At 25.5% G+C, this 18279-nt stretch carries 18 protein-coding genes; 13 read left to right on the top strand and 5 right to left on the bottom strand.

The window, feature by feature from the left end:
* Positions 1-1563, bottom strand: coding sequence for an adenylosuccinate synthase (locus ACI2WJ_RS02305; RefSeq protein ID WP_400254714.1), 1563 nt, complete (start codon positions 1561-1563; stop codon positions 1-3).
* Between the two features lie 119 nt (positions 1564-1682).
* Here ACI2WJ_RS02305 and ACI2WJ_RS02300 point away from each other — a divergent pair, with 119 nt between their 5' ends.
* A complete protein-coding gene (locus ACI2WJ_RS02300) occupies positions 1683-1940 on the top strand; it encodes a hypothetical protein (protein WP_400254713.1) in 258 nt (85 codons plus the stop codon).
* A 19-nt stretch (positions 1941-1959) separates the two neighbouring features.
* Here the strand turns inward: ACI2WJ_RS02300 and pth are convergent, their stop codons facing one another.
* From pth to rsmA, 3 genes are all read right to left on the bottom strand, one after another.
* Positions 1960-2523 (bottom strand): aminoacyl-tRNA hydrolase, encoded by a 564-nt coding sequence (pth, locus tag ACI2WJ_RS02295; RefSeq protein ID WP_338958416.1) that lies wholly within the window; start codon positions 2521-2523, stop codon positions 1960-1962.
* A 21-nt stretch (positions 2524-2544) separates the two neighbouring features.
* Complete coding sequence (locus ACI2WJ_RS02290) at positions 2545-3552, bottom strand: ribose-phosphate diphosphokinase (protein ID WP_286641660.1); 1008 nt, start codon at positions 3550-3552, stop codon at positions 2545-2547.
* Between the two features lie 263 nt (positions 3553-3815).
* Positions 3816-4661, bottom strand: a complete 846-nt coding sequence (rsmA, locus tag ACI2WJ_RS02285) for a 16S rRNA (adenine(1518)-N(6)/adenine(1519)-N(6))-dimethyltransferase RsmA (RefSeq protein ID WP_400254712.1) — start codon at positions 4659-4661, stop codon at positions 3816-3818.
* 178 nt (positions 4662-4839) lie between these two features.
* Between rsmA and ACI2WJ_RS02280 the strand changes: the two genes are divergently transcribed.
* The 3 genes from ACI2WJ_RS02280 (at position 4840) to ACI2WJ_RS02270 (ending at position 8800) form a co-directional block, all read left to right on the top strand.
* A complete protein-coding gene (locus ACI2WJ_RS02280; protein WP_400254711.1) occupies positions 4840-5979 on the top strand; it encodes a rod shape-determining protein in 1140 nt (379 codons plus the stop codon).
* Between the two features lie 30 nt (positions 5980-6009).
* Complete coding sequence (locus ACI2WJ_RS02275) at positions 6010-7248, top strand: rod shape-determining protein (protein ID WP_400254710.1); 1239 nt, start codon at positions 6010-6012, stop codon at positions 7246-7248.
* A gap of 490 nt (positions 7249-7738) precedes the next feature.
* Positions 7739-8800, top strand: a complete 1062-nt coding sequence (locus ACI2WJ_RS02270) for a hypothetical protein (protein WP_400254709.1) — start codon at positions 7739-7741, stop codon at positions 8798-8800.
* A gap of 92 nt (positions 8801-8892) precedes the next feature.
* Here the strand turns inward: ACI2WJ_RS02270 and ACI2WJ_RS02265 are convergent.
* A protein-coding gene (locus tag ACI2WJ_RS02265) for an IS5 family transposase (protein ID WP_400254448.1) occupies positions 8893-9682 on the bottom strand; the annotation gives its coding sequence in 2 pieces (ribosomal slippage) (positions 8893-9420 and positions 9422-9682; 789 coding nt in all).
* On the opposite strand from ACI2WJ_RS02265, the gene hprK reads away from it, so the two are divergent.
* From hprK to ACI2WJ_RS02220, 9 genes are all read left to right on the top strand, one after another.
* Entirely contained in the window at positions 9664-10419 is a 756-nt protein-coding gene (gene hprK, locus ACI2WJ_RS02260) for an HPr(Ser) kinase/phosphatase (protein WP_400254708.1), read from the top strand. The genes ACI2WJ_RS02265 and hprK overlap by 19 nt on opposite strands.
* Positions 10420-10452: 33 nt before the next feature.
* On the top strand, positions 10453-11655 hold the full coding sequence (locus ACI2WJ_RS02255) for a prolipoprotein diacylglyceryl transferase (protein ID WP_400254707.1): 1203 nt from the start codon (positions 10453-10455) through the stop codon (positions 11653-11655).
* A complete protein-coding gene (trxB, locus tag ACI2WJ_RS02250; protein ID WP_400254706.1) occupies positions 11639-12604 on the top strand; it encodes a thioredoxin-disulfide reductase in 966 nt (321 codons plus the stop codon). The genes ACI2WJ_RS02255 and trxB overlap by 17 nt, the downstream gene beginning before the upstream one ends.
* Before the next feature lie 23 nt (positions 12605-12627).
* Entirely contained in the window at positions 12628-13575 is a 948-nt protein-coding gene (gene whiA / locus ACI2WJ_RS02245; protein ID WP_338958958.1) for a DNA-binding protein WhiA, read from the top strand.
* 34 nt (positions 13576-13609) lie between these two features.
* Entirely contained in the window at positions 13610-13906 is a 297-nt protein-coding gene (locus ACI2WJ_RS02240) for a helix-turn-helix domain-containing protein (protein ID WP_252319896.1), read from the top strand.
* Between the two features lie 236 nt (positions 13907-14142).
* Complete coding sequence (locus tag ACI2WJ_RS02235; protein WP_338958961.1) at positions 14143-14601, top strand: hypothetical protein; 459 nt, start codon at positions 14143-14145, stop codon at positions 14599-14601.
* An 8-nt stretch (positions 14602-14609) separates the two neighbouring features.
* The gene (gene tyrS, locus ACI2WJ_RS02230) at positions 14610-16226 is read left to right on the top strand and encodes a tyrosine--tRNA ligase (RefSeq protein ID WP_400254705.1); all 1617 of its coding nucleotides are present in this window, start codon (positions 14610-14612) and stop codon (positions 16224-16226) included.
* A gap of 16 nt (positions 16227-16242) precedes the next feature.
* Positions 16243-17301, top strand: a complete 1059-nt coding sequence (locus ACI2WJ_RS02225; RefSeq protein WP_400254704.1) for a hypothetical protein — start codon at positions 16243-16245, stop codon at positions 17299-17301.
* Between the two features lie 37 nt (positions 17302-17338).
* A protein-coding gene (locus ACI2WJ_RS02220) for an IS5 family transposase (protein WP_400254448.1) occupies positions 17339-18128 on the top strand; the annotation gives its coding sequence in 2 pieces (ribosomal slippage) (positions 17339-17599 and positions 17601-18128; 789 coding nt in all).
* Positions 18129-18279 lie beyond the last annotated feature (151 nt).

The following is an 18279-nucleotide window of genomic DNA, read 5'->3' as shown; positions in this document are numbered from 1 at the left end:
TTACTCCTTAATAAATATAGTTTGTTTACGATCTGGACCAACAGAAAATATTCTAATTGAAACACCCACCAACTCACTAATTTTTTTTAAATAATTTTTAGCATTTTCTGGTAATTCATCATAACTAGTAATATTAGTAATATCTTCATTTCAGCCAGGCATAGTAATAAAATGTGGTTGACATTTATTAAAGTTATTAATTTGAGAAGGTATGTATCTAATTATTTCGCCATTTAAAGTATAATGCGTACAAATGCTTAATGTTTCAATACCAGTAAGCACGTCTAACAACATAATAGCTAAACTAGTAAATCCATTAATTTGTGCACTATACTTAGCAATAACTGCATCAAATCATCCAATTCTTCTTGGTCTTTTTGAAACTGTGCCATATTCATTACCAGTCATACGAATATAATCTGCTAATTTACCAAAAACTTCACTAGAAAACGCACCAGCACCAACTCTTGTACTGTATGCTTTAGTTACACCAATAATTTCATTAATTGCTTTTAAAGAAATACCTGAACCAATAGCAATTGAACTAGCACTTGGATTAGAAGATGTTACAAAAGGATATGTACCATGATCTAAATCTAATAAAGTACCTTGTGCTCCTTCAAATAATATCTTTTTATTTCTAACTAATTGTTCATTTAAAAATTGACCAGTATCAATAATTAAATCTTTAAAGTATGGTAATAATTCTAATAAACGATTATATATTGTTTGCGCATTAAATTCTTTTTCATATACATAAACATTTTTTAATATTTTATTTTTAATTAACAAATTATCAGTAATCAATTCTAATAGTCGTTCCTTATCTAATAAATCGCCCATTCGAATTCCAATCCGATTAACTTTATCAGCATAACAAGGTCCAATTCCTTTTTTAGTAGTGCCAATAGCTTTATCACCCTTAATTTTTTCTTCATATTCATCAAATGCTAAATGATAAGGTAAAATAATATGAGCACGATCAGAAATTCGTAAATTTTGACAACTAAAACCAGCAGCTTTTAAATATTCAATTTCAGAAACTAATTTTTCTGGATTAACAACACAACCATTAGCAATAACACAATATGAATCTTTATTAAAGATACCAGAAGGAATAATACTTAATTTATATTTTTGATGATCAAAAACAATTGTATGTCCGGCATTATCACCACCACTTCAACGAACAATAACATCAGAATTTTGACTATAATAGTCAGTTATTTTGCCTTTTCCTTCATCACCTCATTGACAACCAATAATAGCAGTAGTTTTAAATGGTTTTGGTTGATCAATTTTTGATATTAAAATATTTTTAGTATTAACAATTTTATTAGTAATTTTTTGATTTTCTTCTTTTATTATATGTTTTGACTTTTCAAAATCTACTTTCATCTTATTAACGATTGGCTTAAGAGTGTCAGTTTTTATTGATTGCGTTTTTACTTTAGTTGCTTTTTTTACATCTTTAACTTTTGGTTTAATAGTTTTATTAAGTTGTTCAACTTTAGTTTTTGCCTTTTCTATTGTTGGTTTGATTATATTTTTTTTTGCTTTCATATTGTCTCCTTTATACTCAAAAAAAGTATTTATAAATTTATAAATTAATTATATAATTATTTAATAATGATTATCAAAATATTGTTATTAAAAATAAACTAGTAAAGGAAACTTAAAAAATGAAATGAAATTTTGATAATGACAGTTTTCAAAATGATAATAATGATGATTTTGATAAACTTTGTCCTATTTGTAAGCAGAAATTACTAGAAGCAAAACTTGAAAAAATAAATGAAATAAATCAATATCAGCAAACACAAAATGATATTTTATTAATTGAAGAAATAAAAAAAGAATTAGAAAAAATTAAAAAAGAAAAAGAAACACAACTTTATGTTTACTTATGTAGAAAACATAAAAATGAAAATATTTTTTAATATTTTTATAATATATTAATTATTTTTTATTATATTTATTCATAATATTTTCAAATTTACTATCAGTAATTCAACTACTAATGCTTTCTACAAAAAATTGTTTATGATCGTTTATATTCTTTAACTCATCATTACTAAACTTACTCAAAACTCAATCAGCCGTGTTAAAATTAGGATTTTTACCAACACCAATTCTTAATCTTTGAAAATCTTTACTACCAATTTGATTAAAAATACTTTTAATTCCATTATGACCAGCAGCACTAAATTTTTGTTTGTATTGAAATTGACCAAAATTTAAATCAACTTCATCGTGAATAATTAACACATTTTCAATTTTAATTTTAAAATAATTCATAAAATTTGAAACACAAAAACCTGATAAGTTCATAAAAGTTAATGGTTTTAAAAAAATAACATCAGTGCCATTAACAACAGTTTTAACATATTGACCATTAAATTTAGTTTGATTAATTTTTAATTGTAATGTTTCACAAATCATATTAATAATAATAAAACCAATATTATGACGTGTCAATTCATACTCTTTACCTGGGTTTCCTAATCCAATAACTAATTTCATCTACTTTAAATTTCCTCTTTATTATTTTTTACTATTTTTATTATTAATTTTTTTTATTAATTCATTTGTTTTATCATCATAAACTTTTGTTAATGATTTATTATTAATTGAAGCATCAATCATTTTTGCAATAAAATCAGCAATTGAAATAATTTTTAAGCCATTAAATTTTTTTTCTTCAGAAATTTCAATAGTATTAGTAATAACAACTTCCTTAATAATTCCATCAATAACAGCTTGTTTCAAATTTTTTGAAGCTTGCCCACTAAAAATACCATGAGTAGCTAAAATATAAACTGATTTTGCACCATGTTCTTTAATAGCTTTTGCTGCATTAATAATAGTACCACCTGTATCAATCATATCATCAATAATAATAGCATTCTTTTCTTTAACATCTCCTAGTACAAACTTAACTTGACTTTGATTAGGAGTTGTTCTTCTTTTATCAATAATTGCCAAAGGTACACTTAAATAATTACCTAATCTTCGAGCACGAGTAACACCACCATGATCTGGAGATACAACAACTAAATTAGTTAAATTTTCTTCAATTAAATAAGATGCTAAATCTTGAGTTGCTCGTAAATCATCAACAGGAACATCAAAAAATCCTTGTTCTTGTGGTGAATGTAAATCAACAGTAATAACACGATCAACACCCGCAACAGTTAATAAATTTGCAACAAGTTTACAAGTAATAGGTTGTCTACCACCTTGTTTTCGATCTTGACGAGCATAACCAAAATAAGGAATTACTACATGAATTTTAGCAGCAGATGCACGAACTAAAGCATCAACAAAAATTAATAATTCCATTAAATTATCATTAGTTGGCGGCGAAGTTGATTGGATAATATATACCACTTTCCCTCGTACTGATGTTATAGATTGAATGTTAAATTCACCATCAGCAAAACGACTAATTTCTGCTTTTCCAGGTTCAATATTAAGTTTTTTACAAACTTCTTGTGTAAATTTTTGACTAGCACTTAAACCAAAAACTACAATGTTTTCTACATTATTCATTAAATCCTCCTTTACATGTTTCTAAAAAATTATAATTATAATTTCATTATACAATGTTTATTACAATTTAAGTATATTAAATTTAAAGACTATTAATTAAAAATAATTAATAAAAAGTTATATCTTTTGCAAGAAAAAATAAAATCATTATAATAGTTAATGGATAATAAATATTTAAAAATATGTTTATTAATAAACAAGGATTATTGCTGAGGTGTTTTATATACTTATTATCCACATTCTAATATCATTAATTTTAATAATTATTCTGAAAGGTATTTATTATTAATAATAGTAAATAACTGATAAAATATTGAAAATGTTAATTCTTCAGATCTTATTGTTAATGTTCAAGATAAGTCGTTAATTAAATTAACGGCTTTTTCTTTGCTATTTAAATAAATACCCAAATTGTTAACTAATGTTTTTCTCTTATTAACAAAGCAACTTCTTACAAATTTTCAAAATAATTGTGGTTCATCAAGTTGAAATTTAGGATTTACTTTAAAATAAACAACACTACTTGTGACATTAGGTATCGGAGTAAAATTATTAGGACTAACATCAAAAATAATTTTAACATCACAATAAAATTGACACATAACTGAAAGATTATTATATACTTTAGTTTTAGGTTTAGCACAAAATCTTTGTGCAACTTCTTTTTGCATCATTAATGTAAATGAATCAAATAATTCAATATTTTCTAATAATTTTAAAACAATTTGTGAAGTAATATAATAAGGCAAATTTGCAATTACATGAATTTTTTGATTTATTGCAAATTCTTCATTAATGATTTTTTTTAAATCTAAATTTAAAAAATCATCATTTATAATTTTTAAATTTTTGTATTCATTTAACTCTTTTTCTAAAACAGGAATTAATTTTTTGTCAATTTCAATTGTTACAACTTTTTGCGCAGTGCTGAGTAATTTATTGGTTAAATGACCAATGCCCGCTCCAATTTCAACAATGCCATCTTCATCTTTAAAATTACTAGTTTTAACAATTTTATCAATTATATTATTATTAATTAAAAAGTTTTGTCCAAACTTTTTAACTGCATGTAAGTCGTATTTTTTCAATATTTTTTTTGGATTTTCCATTATTATTCTCCAATTCACATTTTTAGTTAATTATATACTAGTAATAATTAAACAAATAGTTAGCCAACTAATCATATATGCTAAATTTACTACTAGCAAATCTACATGTGGTAATATTAACATATATCAACTTAATAAATAAATATTAATTTGAGTGGGAAAAGGAGATGATTTTTATATGGCAACAAAAATAGAGGTTGCTAATGACGGACACAATAACCAAGACGTTAATATTGTTTCTCTAGATTTAGGAACAAGAAATTTAATTGTCAGAGTTAATGGAAGGGTTGTTTATAGTCAACCATCAGCAATTGTATTTGATACAGAAAACGGAGAAGTATTCATTGGTGAAGCCGCTTTATTAATGAAAGAAAAAACTCCAGCGAATAAAATTTTCAGAGAACCAATGGCTAATGGTGTTATTAGTGACAATAATGCTTTGATTGCTTTATTAACTGAAATTTTTACACAAATTATTGATGTGAAAGCTGAAAAAATTTGAGAAAATTCAGTAGCGCTTGTAGCTATTCCATCTAATGTTTATAAATTAGATAGAACTGTTTTACGTGAAATTCTACAAGGAAAAAAAGTAGCTAAAATTCCAATTTATAGCGATAAATTTCCCAAGAGATATAATGAAAGTAATGAAAGCGTAATGAAAGCTGAAAAAGTTGTTATTGTTCCTGAAGTAAAATTGGCAGCTATTGGTGCTGGGGAAGCACTTTGAGATGCTTCAGGAGTATTTATTCTTGATATTGGTGGTGGAACTTCTGACTGTGCCATTTTATCAAGTGGAGAAGTTATTGTTCAAGATTCAATTCCAATTGCTGGAAATGCTATTGAACGTAATATTAAAGAACATTTTGAGAAAATGCACTATATATCTCTTAGCTCAATGGAGGCTGAAAAAACAAAAATTAGTGCTGGTATTTGAATAGATGGTGAAAAAGATAGTGAAAATAAAATTACTATCCATGGAAAAAGTACTAAAACTAAAAAACCTGAACAAATTACAGTTCCTAAGCAAGAAGTAGCTAGAGTAGTTACCGAAGCCTTTGAACCAATTGTTGCACTATGTAGTGACATTATCGATAAAGCTGGACCTGCCTTTTCAGAAATGATTATGAAAGACGGTTTAACTATCACTGGTGGGGGTGCTTTGCTTGAAAATATTACAACTTATCTAAAAAAACGACTAAATTTAGAACATGTGGTATCTGCTAATAATCCAAGAGAGTGTGTAATTAGAGGAACTCAAGCCTATGAAACTCATAAACAAGATGTATATGAAAAAGGATTCATTAGACCAAGTAATTAAAATTCCAGGTGTGTAGAAGGAGGAAAAAAAATGGGATTATTTGATAAAAAACCCAAAGAAAACTTAAATAAAAAAAGTAATATTAAGTCTATTAATGACTACCAATGATTAGCTTTAGATGTCGGAACAGAAAACTTTAAAGCAAGGTATGTTAACATTGGACTTACATATGATGCTCCAACTTATCTTGCTGAAGACTATGAAAAAAATGTTATTCTTTATGGTGAAGAAGCTAAATCTTTAATTGATAAAACAAATGAAAATGTTGTTATTAAGCGTCCAGTTCGTGATGGTAATATTGCTGATCCAGATGCTTTACAACGTATCCTTGCTAAAATTTTTCAAGATTTTAGACTTGAAATTAAAGATTCAAAACAAGCTGATAAAAACCGTAATTTAATTGTTTTAATGGCAACACCAAGTGAAATTAATTCAGTACAAAGAGAAGCACTAGAAAATATAGTTCATCGTTTAGGAGCACTTCGTGGATTTGTTCAAGAAGAAGTTAAAATGGCAGCATTAGGTTCAGGCCAAGATATTTTTGGAACTGCAATTATGTGTGTTGATATTGGTGGGGGAAGTACTGATATTGCAGTACTTAGCAACGATTCAATCCTATATTCATATACAACACATTGTGCTGGAGACTATTTAACACAAAAAATTCAAGAATACATAGCTAAAAAGCATGCTTTAAAAATTGGTACTAAAGAAGCAGAAGATGTTAAAAAGAACATCGGTTCACTTCTTAAATATCAAGATGAAAAACCATACACTATTTCAGGTGTTTCATTACCTAGATTAGACTCTCAACCAGGAGAAACAATGTCAATTTCTAAAACTATTGAAATTACACCAGAAGAAATTCGTGAAAATGTAATGCAAGTTCAATTTAGAGAACATGTTATTCCATCAATTCGTAGAGTACTAAGAACTTCTGGGGAAAAAGCTGCTGGTAGTGTTAGTGACTTAAAGAAAAAAGGTAAGGGAATCACAATTTGTGGTGGTGGAGCTTACATTAAAAAAATTGATGAATTTATTAAAGAAGAATTGGCTAAGGAATATTTCATCGAAGTTAAAGCTGAAAAAGGTACAAAACCAATTCGTCAAAAATATGAGGGAGATATCTTTGAAGTACGTGTTGCTCAAAATCCTTTAGATAATGTTATTGATGGTTGTGTAAAATATCGTGATACAATTTACAAACAATTAATAGCTGAACAAAATCCTAACCGCGAAATTCTAACAAAAGACGAAGATTTAGGATAAAAAATAAGTTTAAATAAAATGCACTTTTAAAATTTATAGAAGTGCATTTTTTACCTATATAAATAATAAATTACTATATAAAATAAAAAATTAATAATCACGCTTAAAATACATCATTAACTATTTCAAAAAAATATCATAAAAATCATATAAAATTATTAATACATCTTAAAAGATTTAAAGATTATAAGAGTATTAAACTAAGATATGAAAAGATTACTAACTATTTTAGGGACACTAATTTTAATTAAGAACAAGTTTAACTATTATGGCATGTAGTGAAACCAAACAATAAATACAATCCTTGCCAATACAAGTATCAAAATGAAATGAAAATAATGGTAATGATTTAGTTATCAGTTTCAAAAAAAGCAAACAAAAATATGAAATGCCTAGAAGGTACCAATTAATATTTTTTTTCTTTCTGTAATTATTAATTTAAATAAGGAATTTGAAATTATTAATAATAATTTTTTTAAAAGGAGATTTTATGAAAAAATATCGTAAATTTTTTATAATTTTCATAGTTTTATTGGTTACTGGTTTACTTGCTTGAATTATTGTTTGAAGTTGCCAAGCTAATTATAATCGTGATTATTATCTTAGTTTATTACGTTATCGTTGATCATCAGAAATGACTAGTTTTATTAAAGAGAATGAACGAAAAATTAAAAACCCAGCTAGTCAAATGGCAAATAATGAATTTAATAGTTTTTATGATACTGCTAGTAAACCATTACCTTTTCTTGATTTTAATCAATTAGCACATGATTTAACTAATACACGACTAGGAACTCAAAACAATAATGTTGATTGAGAAAAATTATATAAAGATGTTGGTTTAAGTCAACTTGCTACTGAAACAGCAAAAAAAGAACAATTACGTTTTTATAATATTATGGCAGGAGTATATGGTAAAAATAACATTTTATGTTTAATGCAAAGTGTTACTCAAACACCAATATCAAATAAAAACGTCGTTGCTTATAATCAATATTCTTATCTAATTAATAGTCAACGTCAAATTTATGGTCCAGATTTTGTTAATATTAAAGAAATTATCGCAAACTATCAAGCGGGTTGATGAGCAACTAATAACATAATTAGTGTTAGTACTCATGAATATGGTCATGCTTTCGATAATTTTTTATCATTAACGGATGCTGAACGTAGTACGTTTAATAACAATTGAAATTGACCTAAAAATAATAAAATCGAAAATTGTTTACTTAATAAAAATATTTTTAAAATTAATAATGATTATTCATCTGTTTGAAGAACACAAAATCACGTGATGAGGCCGCCAATTTCTGATTGTAGTCAATTATTAATGGATTACTTAAATGATAAAGTTAATATTAGTAATAGCGATTATCAAAAAAGATTAGTATTCCCAATGATTATTGTGCAAAGTAATTATGGTCGTATATTTTGAAGCCAAGCGAAACCCTATAAAAAAGGTGAATTTTTTGCCGAAGCCTTTGCTGAATGATTATTAACGCCGCAATCTAGACAAGGGTGAAATTGAGAATTATTAAATGATTTTTTTTAAAAAATTACCAACTTATTTATAAATTTTTCCATAAAATATTTTAATTAATAAACTTTTTTAATTCTTCTGTTTTTAAAATTCTTAGAACCTGTTTAGAATCTTTTTAATAAAACTGAAATAAATGAAAGAACAACCATTTGTAAACTAGTATTTAGTTTTCTTTCACAATTTTTTCATAATCTTCTGTATTTTTCTAATCAAGCAAAGCTTCGTTCTACAATTCATCTTTTTGGTAATACTACAAAAGTATGTAATTCATTGCGTTTTATCACTTCAACATTTGCATTTATGATTGTTTTGATTTCAGAAGCAAATTTTTCACCAGTATAACCAGCATCTACTATTATTTTTTGAACTGCAGAAAGATTTTCTTTTTCATTTTCAATCATTATTATAGCGCTATTACGATCTGTTTTTTCTGCCGTGGTTATGTAAATTGCATGTGGTAAACCTTGAGAATCAACAACAATATGACGTTTTATGCCTGAAATCTTTTTACCAGCATCATAACCTTTATTTTCAGTAGTATCTGTATTTTTAACACTTTGCGAATCAATTATACAAAAACTAGTTTGTTCTTTGCGATTATTGTTGATACGAACTTTTTTAACTAATTTTTTTTAAAATTAATTGCAATACACTAGGTTCTTTACCATTATTTTTACTTCAAATTTGAAAATAATAATATACAGTTTGTCATTTTGGAAAATTTTTTGGTAACATTCTTCATTGACAACCACTTTTTAATACATATAAAATTGCACAAAATATTTCATATAAATCTAAACTTCTTGGTTTAGTTTTCTTTTTACTATTTTCTAAAATTGATTTTATGTTTTCAAATTGTTCTTTGGTGACATGACTTGGATAATTTTTATGCATATATACCTCTTATTTTAAAATATATAATCATTTTACATTATTTTCGAAAAGATTCTAAACAGGTTCTAACACCTAATTTTAAATTTAAAAAAGAATTATGTGACTGTGCTAAAGCGATTAATTCAAAAGTTCCAATTATTGAAGTATTATTTTTTACTTCTGAATTTGCAGCAACAGTTTCTACGTATATTGTTGAACGTTTATCTGAATCTAAACGTTTACATGGTACTCTAGTAAATATTTTTGGTTATGGTGTCCTAATTACAGGTGAAAGTGGTATTGGTAAATCAGAAACAACATTAGATTTATTACGTAATGGGCACTTATTTGTTGGCGATGATAGTATTGATATTTTAAAAGTCAACAATAAAATTGTAGGAAAAGTTAATCCGATTATTAAAAATTTAATTGAAATTAGAGGAATAGGTATCCTAGATATTACCAAAATGTATGGATATCATGTTATAATGCATGAGAGTCAAGTAAATTTAATTATTAATTTAATTAGAATTGAAAATGATGGTTGAACTAAAGTTGATCGACTTGGTGATCATAATAACTTTGATGTTTTTTTTGAAATTAAAGTGCCTAAAATAATTATTCCTGTTAGTCCAGGAAGAAATTTAGCTGATTTAATTGAAGCAGCAGTTATTAGTTTAAAGTTAAAAGATGAAGGTCAAGACGCTACTGCTAGTTTTCAAAAACAAATAATTAGAAATTTAACAAAAAAGAAATAATTTAATTATTAAATTATCAAAAAGGAAAAAAATATGATTAATGATGATGGATACAATAGTTTAATTACCGATATTCCGGGAACGGGAATTCATATTTATTCAGTATTAATGGCAATAGGTTTTTTAACTGCTGTCATTGCTTCATGAATAAAATTATATCGTCGTAATATTCCAACTAAAACTTTAGAATGAGGAACATTAGTTATTGCATTAGCAGGATTAATAGGAGCAAGAGCATGATATGTTCTTAATAATACTAGCACAATTGAAAATGCACTTGATGTAGTTGCCGTTTGAAGAGGTGGTATGGCAATTGAAGGAGGCGTTACAGTTGGAATGATAGTAGGGTTCTTTATTTTTTATCGTACTTCAAAACAGTTACAAATTTCAATGTGAGTTTTTATTGATTGTATTGTTCCAAATATTTTATTAGGTCAAGCGATTGGTAGATGAGGTAATTTTTTTAATCAAGAATTACTAGGAACTGATGTTGGTCATCCTTTCAGTTGATTACCAACATGAATAAATAATCATTTACATTATGGTTTTAATAGCGATAATCGAGATCCTGTTGCTGTTTATCGTCAACCTTTATTTTTATATGAGTCATTATCTTCATTATTTGGTTGATTCTTTTTAACGTTTTTTGTACCAAAAACAGGACAAATATTTAGTAAAAAACCATGAAAATTAGATTCTTCGCAATTTATTTCGCCTTTAAAGACTAATCCAATTGTTGGAAAAGATTTTTTAAAACCTTGAACGGTTATTAAAAAAATTCATGGATATCGTAAATTTAAATATGAAAGTTGAAAACAAGCATATTTTGATTTTACACCCAATAAGAATAGTGTTAAAAGTGTTGAAAAAATACCTTGAAAAGATGTTAAAACACATTCAAAAGTTAAATCAAAGATAAAAAAATGATATTTAAAGATTAAATATAATATGCAACCACATTCTAAATCTTTAAATACTATGTATAATCCTAATAATTATCGAGTAACGTATGCAGGAGTATCAGGTAGTTTATACTTTGTCTTTTATGGTATTATTAGAATGATTTTAGAACCACTTCGTGATAATAGAGACATTATGAAAATAGCCAATGTTTCAACTTCAATGATAGTTTCTGGAATGTGAATTATTTTAGGTGTTATTTTAGTAATATTTGCACAAATTATTGCACCATCAAGATTTCGTAAAGGAGAATGATTTTATGAAAAATCATACTAATAAAGAAAATAAATATGATTATGATTTAGTAGTTATTGGTGGTGGTCCAGCAGGAATGACAGCTGCTATTTATGCACAAAGAGCAAATCTTAAAACTGTGATTATTGAAAAATATATTGTTGGTGGAAAAATGATTAAAACTTCTGAAATTGAAAATTATCCAGGTTATGATTATATTTTAGGGCCTGAATTATCAGAAAAAATGCAAAAGCAAGTTGAGAAACTACAAGTTGAATTTGTTACTGATGAGGTTATTAAAATTACAGATAGTGAAAATCATAAAATTAAAACAGTCCTTTTAAGTAGTGGTGATGTTCTTATTGCTAAAGGAGTAATTATAGCTACTGGTTCATTAGAACGTAAAATTGGTGTTCCTGGTGAAGAAGAATATGCTAATCGTGGTGTTTCTTATTGTGCTGTTTGTGATGGTGCTTTATTTAAGAATAAAATTATTAGTGTAGTTGGTGGTGGTTATGCTGCTTGTGAAGAATCTTTATATTTAACAAGATTTACTAATAAAGTTAATCTTATTCATCGTCGTGATCAATTTCGTGCTGATGATAAAACCGTTAATAAAGTTAAAAATAATGAAAATATTAATTTAATAACTGATCATGTTGTATTAAAAGTATTAGGTACTGAGGATAAGAAAAAAGTAGGTAAATTAGAAATTCAAAATATTAAAACTAAGGAAATTAGTGAAATTACTATTGATGCCTTATTTCCTTATATTGGTTCTGATCCTGTTACAAAATTTGTTAAAGATTTAGATATTTGTGATAGCAATGGTTATATTATAGTTAATGATAAGTGTCAAACTAAAATCCCAGGATTATATGCAGCTGGTGATGTAATTGCTAAAAATTTAAGACAAATAGTAACTGCTGTTAACGATGGAGCGATTGCAGCACAATATTTAATAAATTTTATTGATAATTTTAATGAATAAAGTGTACAATTGAGGTGATAGTAATGATATCATTTACAACAAGTGTAAAAGATGAAATCTGTCAAAAAAGTTTTAAAAATTGTTGTCAGAAATCTTTGCTATCAGCATATTCGCTTATTAATGGTAAGATTACAAATTCAGATAAAATAAATAATGAGATTATTATTCATAGTTTTCATAACAAAACCACTAGGTTAATATATAAATTTTTAAAAAATCAATATAAAGATGTAAAATTGATAGTTATGGTGGATGTTTTAAATAAATTTGAGCGTCCAAAGGTGTATAATATTCGTATTAATAATAAAATTGATTTTATTATTAATGATTTAATGCTTCAAGATAAATATCTTTTTATTGAGAAAGAAGCTATGCACCAGCATATAATAAAAGAGCATTGTATAAGAGCGTATATCGCAGGAATCTTCCTTGTAGTTGGCAGTATCAATTCTCCTTCAACACCTAACTACCATTTGGAATTACAATTTCATAATGATATGTTGGCTAAAAAAATTAAAAATATTTTATTACAAATTTTTAAATTAAACTTTAAAACAATAAAACGTCGTAATAAAACGGTGCTTTATCTAAAAAAATCTAATGTAATTTCTGACTTTTTAAAAATAATTGATTGTCCACAAGCAGTTTTCGCTTTTGAAGATAAACGCATTTCACGAGAATTATTTAATAATATTAATCGTTTTAATAATATTGATATTTCTAATCAACAAAAAATTTTAAATGCTGGAGACCAGCAAGTTATAATGATTTCTGTTTTAAAGGATAAAAAACTTTTCAAAGCGTTGTCATTAAAAGCTCAAATTATTTCAAATTTAAGATTAAAAAATCCTGAAGCATCACTTTCAGAATTGGGTGAACTTTACTATCAAGAAACTGGTTTTGTCATTACTAAGTCTGGGGTTAATCATTTAATTCGCGAAATTAAGAAAAAGTATCAAGAAACATTGTAAGTTAATAATAAAAAGTATAAGAGGAGGCCATACAATGAAAAAGAAAGAAATTTTAAGCAAAGGTCGTCAAGATTTATTGAATGCTTTTGGAAAACGAATGAAAACTTTACGTAATCAAAAAGGTAGAAAATTTTCACAAGAGAAACTTGGAGAAGCAAGCGGCCTACATCGTAATTATATTTCTGATGCTGAAAGAGGAACAAGAAACGTATCTTTAGTTGCAATCTTAAAAATAATTAATGGGTTGGATTCATCTATTAGTGAGTTTTTTGCTGTAGGGTTTGATAATATTGATACTTCAAATTTATATGACACATTTAGTGTTGAATAAAATCAATTTCATACACTTTTAGTAGTACTTTATAAATAAGTACTACTTTTTTATTATTTTATTTTTTATTAAAAATAAATTTGAGAAAAGTATTAGTACTTTTTATAAAATTAATTGATATTCACTAGTAATTTTTTTATCTTAATGAAGATTATGAAAATTATTCACTTTATATTAGGAATAATTAATCATTAAAATGTTATAATTTAATTATTGATTATCATTAAGGAGTTATTATGACAATAGAAAATACAGAAGTTGAAATTGAAAATGTTACTACTAATGTTGATAATGCTAAAAAAGAACCTTATCAGTTAAGTAGTATTATTTCACCTATATTTGGTCTTAATCATCAAAAAATAACTACGATTCCAATTAATATTAAAAAAGCTGATAGCAGTTCTAGCACTATTGAGCAATATGTTGATAAAAAAACTAAAGAAAATATTTTTCGTGAAAAAGAAGTAGCGTATAATAATTCTAGTAATCTTGATAATACTAGAATTGCACAAATTAAAAAAAATAGAGAACAACAACAAATATATGATAGTTTACCATCGCGCTATCTAGAATTTCGCGATAAAATATTTAAAGAAACTACATCTATTAATTACAATAATGCAAGTAATAATAACGATACAGTTATTACAACTATTGATTTGTTAGTTGATGATATTTTAGATGAAAATAAATAGGAGATGCTATGAATAATATAATAAAATCCAATATTATTGACGAATTAAAATGACGTAATATCTTAAAAGATATTAGTAGCATAGATAAAGTAATTAATGCAGGAAAATTAGGAAAAGGAATATATTGTGGTTTTGATCCAAGTAATGATTCATTACATTTGGGTAATTTACTACAAATTATTTTATTGCATCGTTTTGCTATATTTGGTTTTCAACCAATTGCTGTTATTGGTGGTACAACGGCAATGATTGGTGATCCAAGTGGTAAAAATAAAGAACGTAATTTATTAGATGAAAATGTGTTACAAACTAATGTTAGAAAAATAAAAGAGCAGTTAGTGACATTATTAAGTTATGAAAATATTGATAATTTAACATCATTAGAATTAATTAAAACATGTAATTTATTAAATGATAAAGAATATGAAACATTAGAGATGATTATTAAAAGTATTAATCCAAATAATCAATATCAACAGACTTTAAGTAGTATTTTAAAAACATTGCCCTTACCTTGAGAAGAATTAGGATTATCAGCATCATTACTAAAAACTTTATATGAAATTTGTAATTTTGATCAAAAGTGAATTACTATGAAAAGTGATTTAAATAATCTTTCCTTTAAACAATTGTTAAATTATTGTGATAGTTATGTAGAAACTTGAATTACATTTTTAAAATTACCATTGGGAACATTAAACAATAAAATTAAACCAATTAAAATTATTAATAATCAAACATGATTAGGCCCACTAACAATTACAACTTTTTTGTGTGATATTGGTAAGCATTTTAATGTTAATCAAATGTTAGGCAAAGAAATGATTGCTAATCGTTTAAATTTTGGAATTTCTTATACTGAATTTTCTTATATGGTATTACAAGCGTATGATTTTTATCATTTATATGAAAAAGAGCAATGTTATATTCAATCTGGTGGTAGTGATCAATGAGGAAATATTACTTCCGGTTTAGATTTAATTAGAAAACAAAAAGGTGATGAACATCATGCTGCCGGTATTACTATTAATTTATTAACTAAATCTAATGGTGAAAAATTTGGTAAAAGCGAAAAAGGTGCTATATTTTTAAATAGTGAAAAAACTTCGCCTTATGAGTTATATCAATTTTTATTTAATCAAGAAGATAAAGATTTGCCTACTTTTTTTAATTCTTTAACTTTATTTAGTGAAGAACAAATAGCAAAAATTTTAGTAATTCATAACAGTGATGTTAAGCAACATTATGGACAAAAGATTTTAGCAGCTTTATTAACAGTATTTATTCATAAATTAAATGGATATTTTAGTGCTATTAATATTACTAATGCTTTTTTCCACGACCGGATTCATCAAATGAAATCATCTGAGATTTTACAGGTTTTAAAAGATGTACCACATTTTAATCTTAATCATAATGAACAAATAATTGATTTTTTAGTTAATAATCAAATTTGTAATTCAAAAAGAATAGCAAGAGAACTAATTATTCAAGGTTCAATTGTTGTTAATGGTGAAAAAATTACCAATATAAATTTTCTTATTAGTAAAAAAAACGCAATTAATAATCAAGTAACAGTTATTAAAAAAGGTAAGCGTCATTATTTTATAGTTGTTCATAAATAAGGAAGGGTATTTAAAAATGATATTTATTAATGTTTCTCCATTATTATGGGATATTATTATTTTTGCTATTATTATTTTTGGTATTGTTACTGGCTTTTTTATTGGGGGAAGAGCATTAACATTTATTAGCGCTGGTAATTTACTTAGTATTGGTTTAATGTTGGCATTTAAACCAATGTTAATAGATTCTTTTAAAAATATGGTATCACCATGGTTTAGTGACCTTAGCGGTAGTTTTGCTTCATTTAAGAATTTATTAACTGATAATATTGGATTTTTGATATATGCTATTGTTTGAATTATTGGTATTAATATTTTATTTTGAATAATCTATATTATTTTATATTTTGTACTTTTTAATAAAAATAAAATTGAACACAAAGCAATAAATGCTACAGCGGGAATTTTAATTAATTTTATTAGAATGAGTATTTTAGGTAGTATCATAATAATTATGATGGGTACTAGTGTTTTCGGTAATAAATTATTAAGTTATGGTGTTATTAAAAATGAAATATCAACAACTTCTGTTACTCATAAAATATTTAGTAGTATTGATAATAATCTTCCTTTTTTAAATGTTAATGTAACAGACATTAACACTGTTATTGATTTATATCAAAATAGTGAAACATTAAAGCAGAGTATAAATGAATTAAAAAATAATACAACTTATGAGGAATGTTACAGTACTGTTGAAAAGTTAAAAATGATAGGTATATTAAGAGTAGATGAAACCGATAAAATTGCTAATGCTCTAAAAGAAATGGAATCAACAGGTGATATCAATGCTAATAAAAAAATAATTATAGAACTCTTGCAACAACACGGAGTTGATAATTTTTTAGATGTTAATTATATGGTATTAGTTTTTAATGCTTATGCTAATATACTTAATTTATATTCGGAAGTAGTACAAGTATTTGATAATAATTTAAAAGATATGCCAAGAATAGATACTACACTTCCAAAAAATATGGGTCGTTATAATCTTTTAAAGCCTAAAATTTCTGCTTTTACTAATTCAATTAAAGATGTAATAGTAAGAACCTGTTTAGAATCTTTTCGAAAATAATGTAAAATGATTATATATTTTAAAATAAGAGGTATATATGCATAAAAATTATCCAAGTCATGTCACCAAAGAACAATTTGAAAACATAAAATCAATTTTAGAAAATAGTAAAAAGAAAACAAAACCAAGAAGTTTAGATTTATATGAAATATTTTGTGCAATTTTATATGTATTAAAAAGTGGTTGTCAATGAAGAATGTTACCAAAAAATTTTCCAAAATGACAAACTGTATATTATTATTTTCAAATTTGAAGTAAAAATAATGGTAAAGAACCTAGTGTATTGCAATTAATTTTAAAAAAAATTAGTTAAAAAAGTTCGTATCAACAATAATCGCAAAGAACAAACTAGTTTTTGTATAATTGATTCGCAAAGTGTTAAAAATACAGATACTACTGAAAATAAAGGTTATGATGCTGGTAAAAAGATTTCAGGCATAAAACGTCATATTGTTGTTGATTCTCAAGGTTTACCACATGCAATTTACATAACCACGGCAGAAAAAACAGATCGTAATAGCGCTATAATAATGATTGAAAATGAAAAAGAAAATCTTTCTGCAGTTCAAAAAATAATAGTAGATGCTGGTTATACTGGTGAAAAATTTGCTTCTGAAATCAAAACAATCATAAATGCAAATGTTGAAGTGATAAAACGCAATGAATTACATACTTTTGTAGTATTACCAAAAAGATGAATTGTAGAACGAAGCTTTGCTTGATTAGAAAAATACAGAAGATTATGAAAAAATTGTGAAAGAAAACTAAATACTAGTTTACAAATGGTTGTTCTTTCATTTATTTCAGTTTTATTAAAAAGATTCTAAACAGGTTCTAAGAGAACATATTATTCAAAATTTAAAAAATATTTATAATCCGTTTTAATAAAAATAAAAAAATAGTTGAGGAATTTAATTTTTACTTATAACTGGAGTAGTAATTTTTCTTTGTGTTTTAAAAAAAATATGATATTATTAC

This window comes from Spiroplasma endosymbiont of Cleonymus obscurus (assembly GCF_964273375.1).
Taxonomy (GTDB): Bacteria; Bacillota_I; Bacilli_A; order Mycoplasmatales; family VBWQ01; genus Spiroplasma_E.
This window is presented reverse-complemented; position numbering and strand designations above follow the sequence as displayed.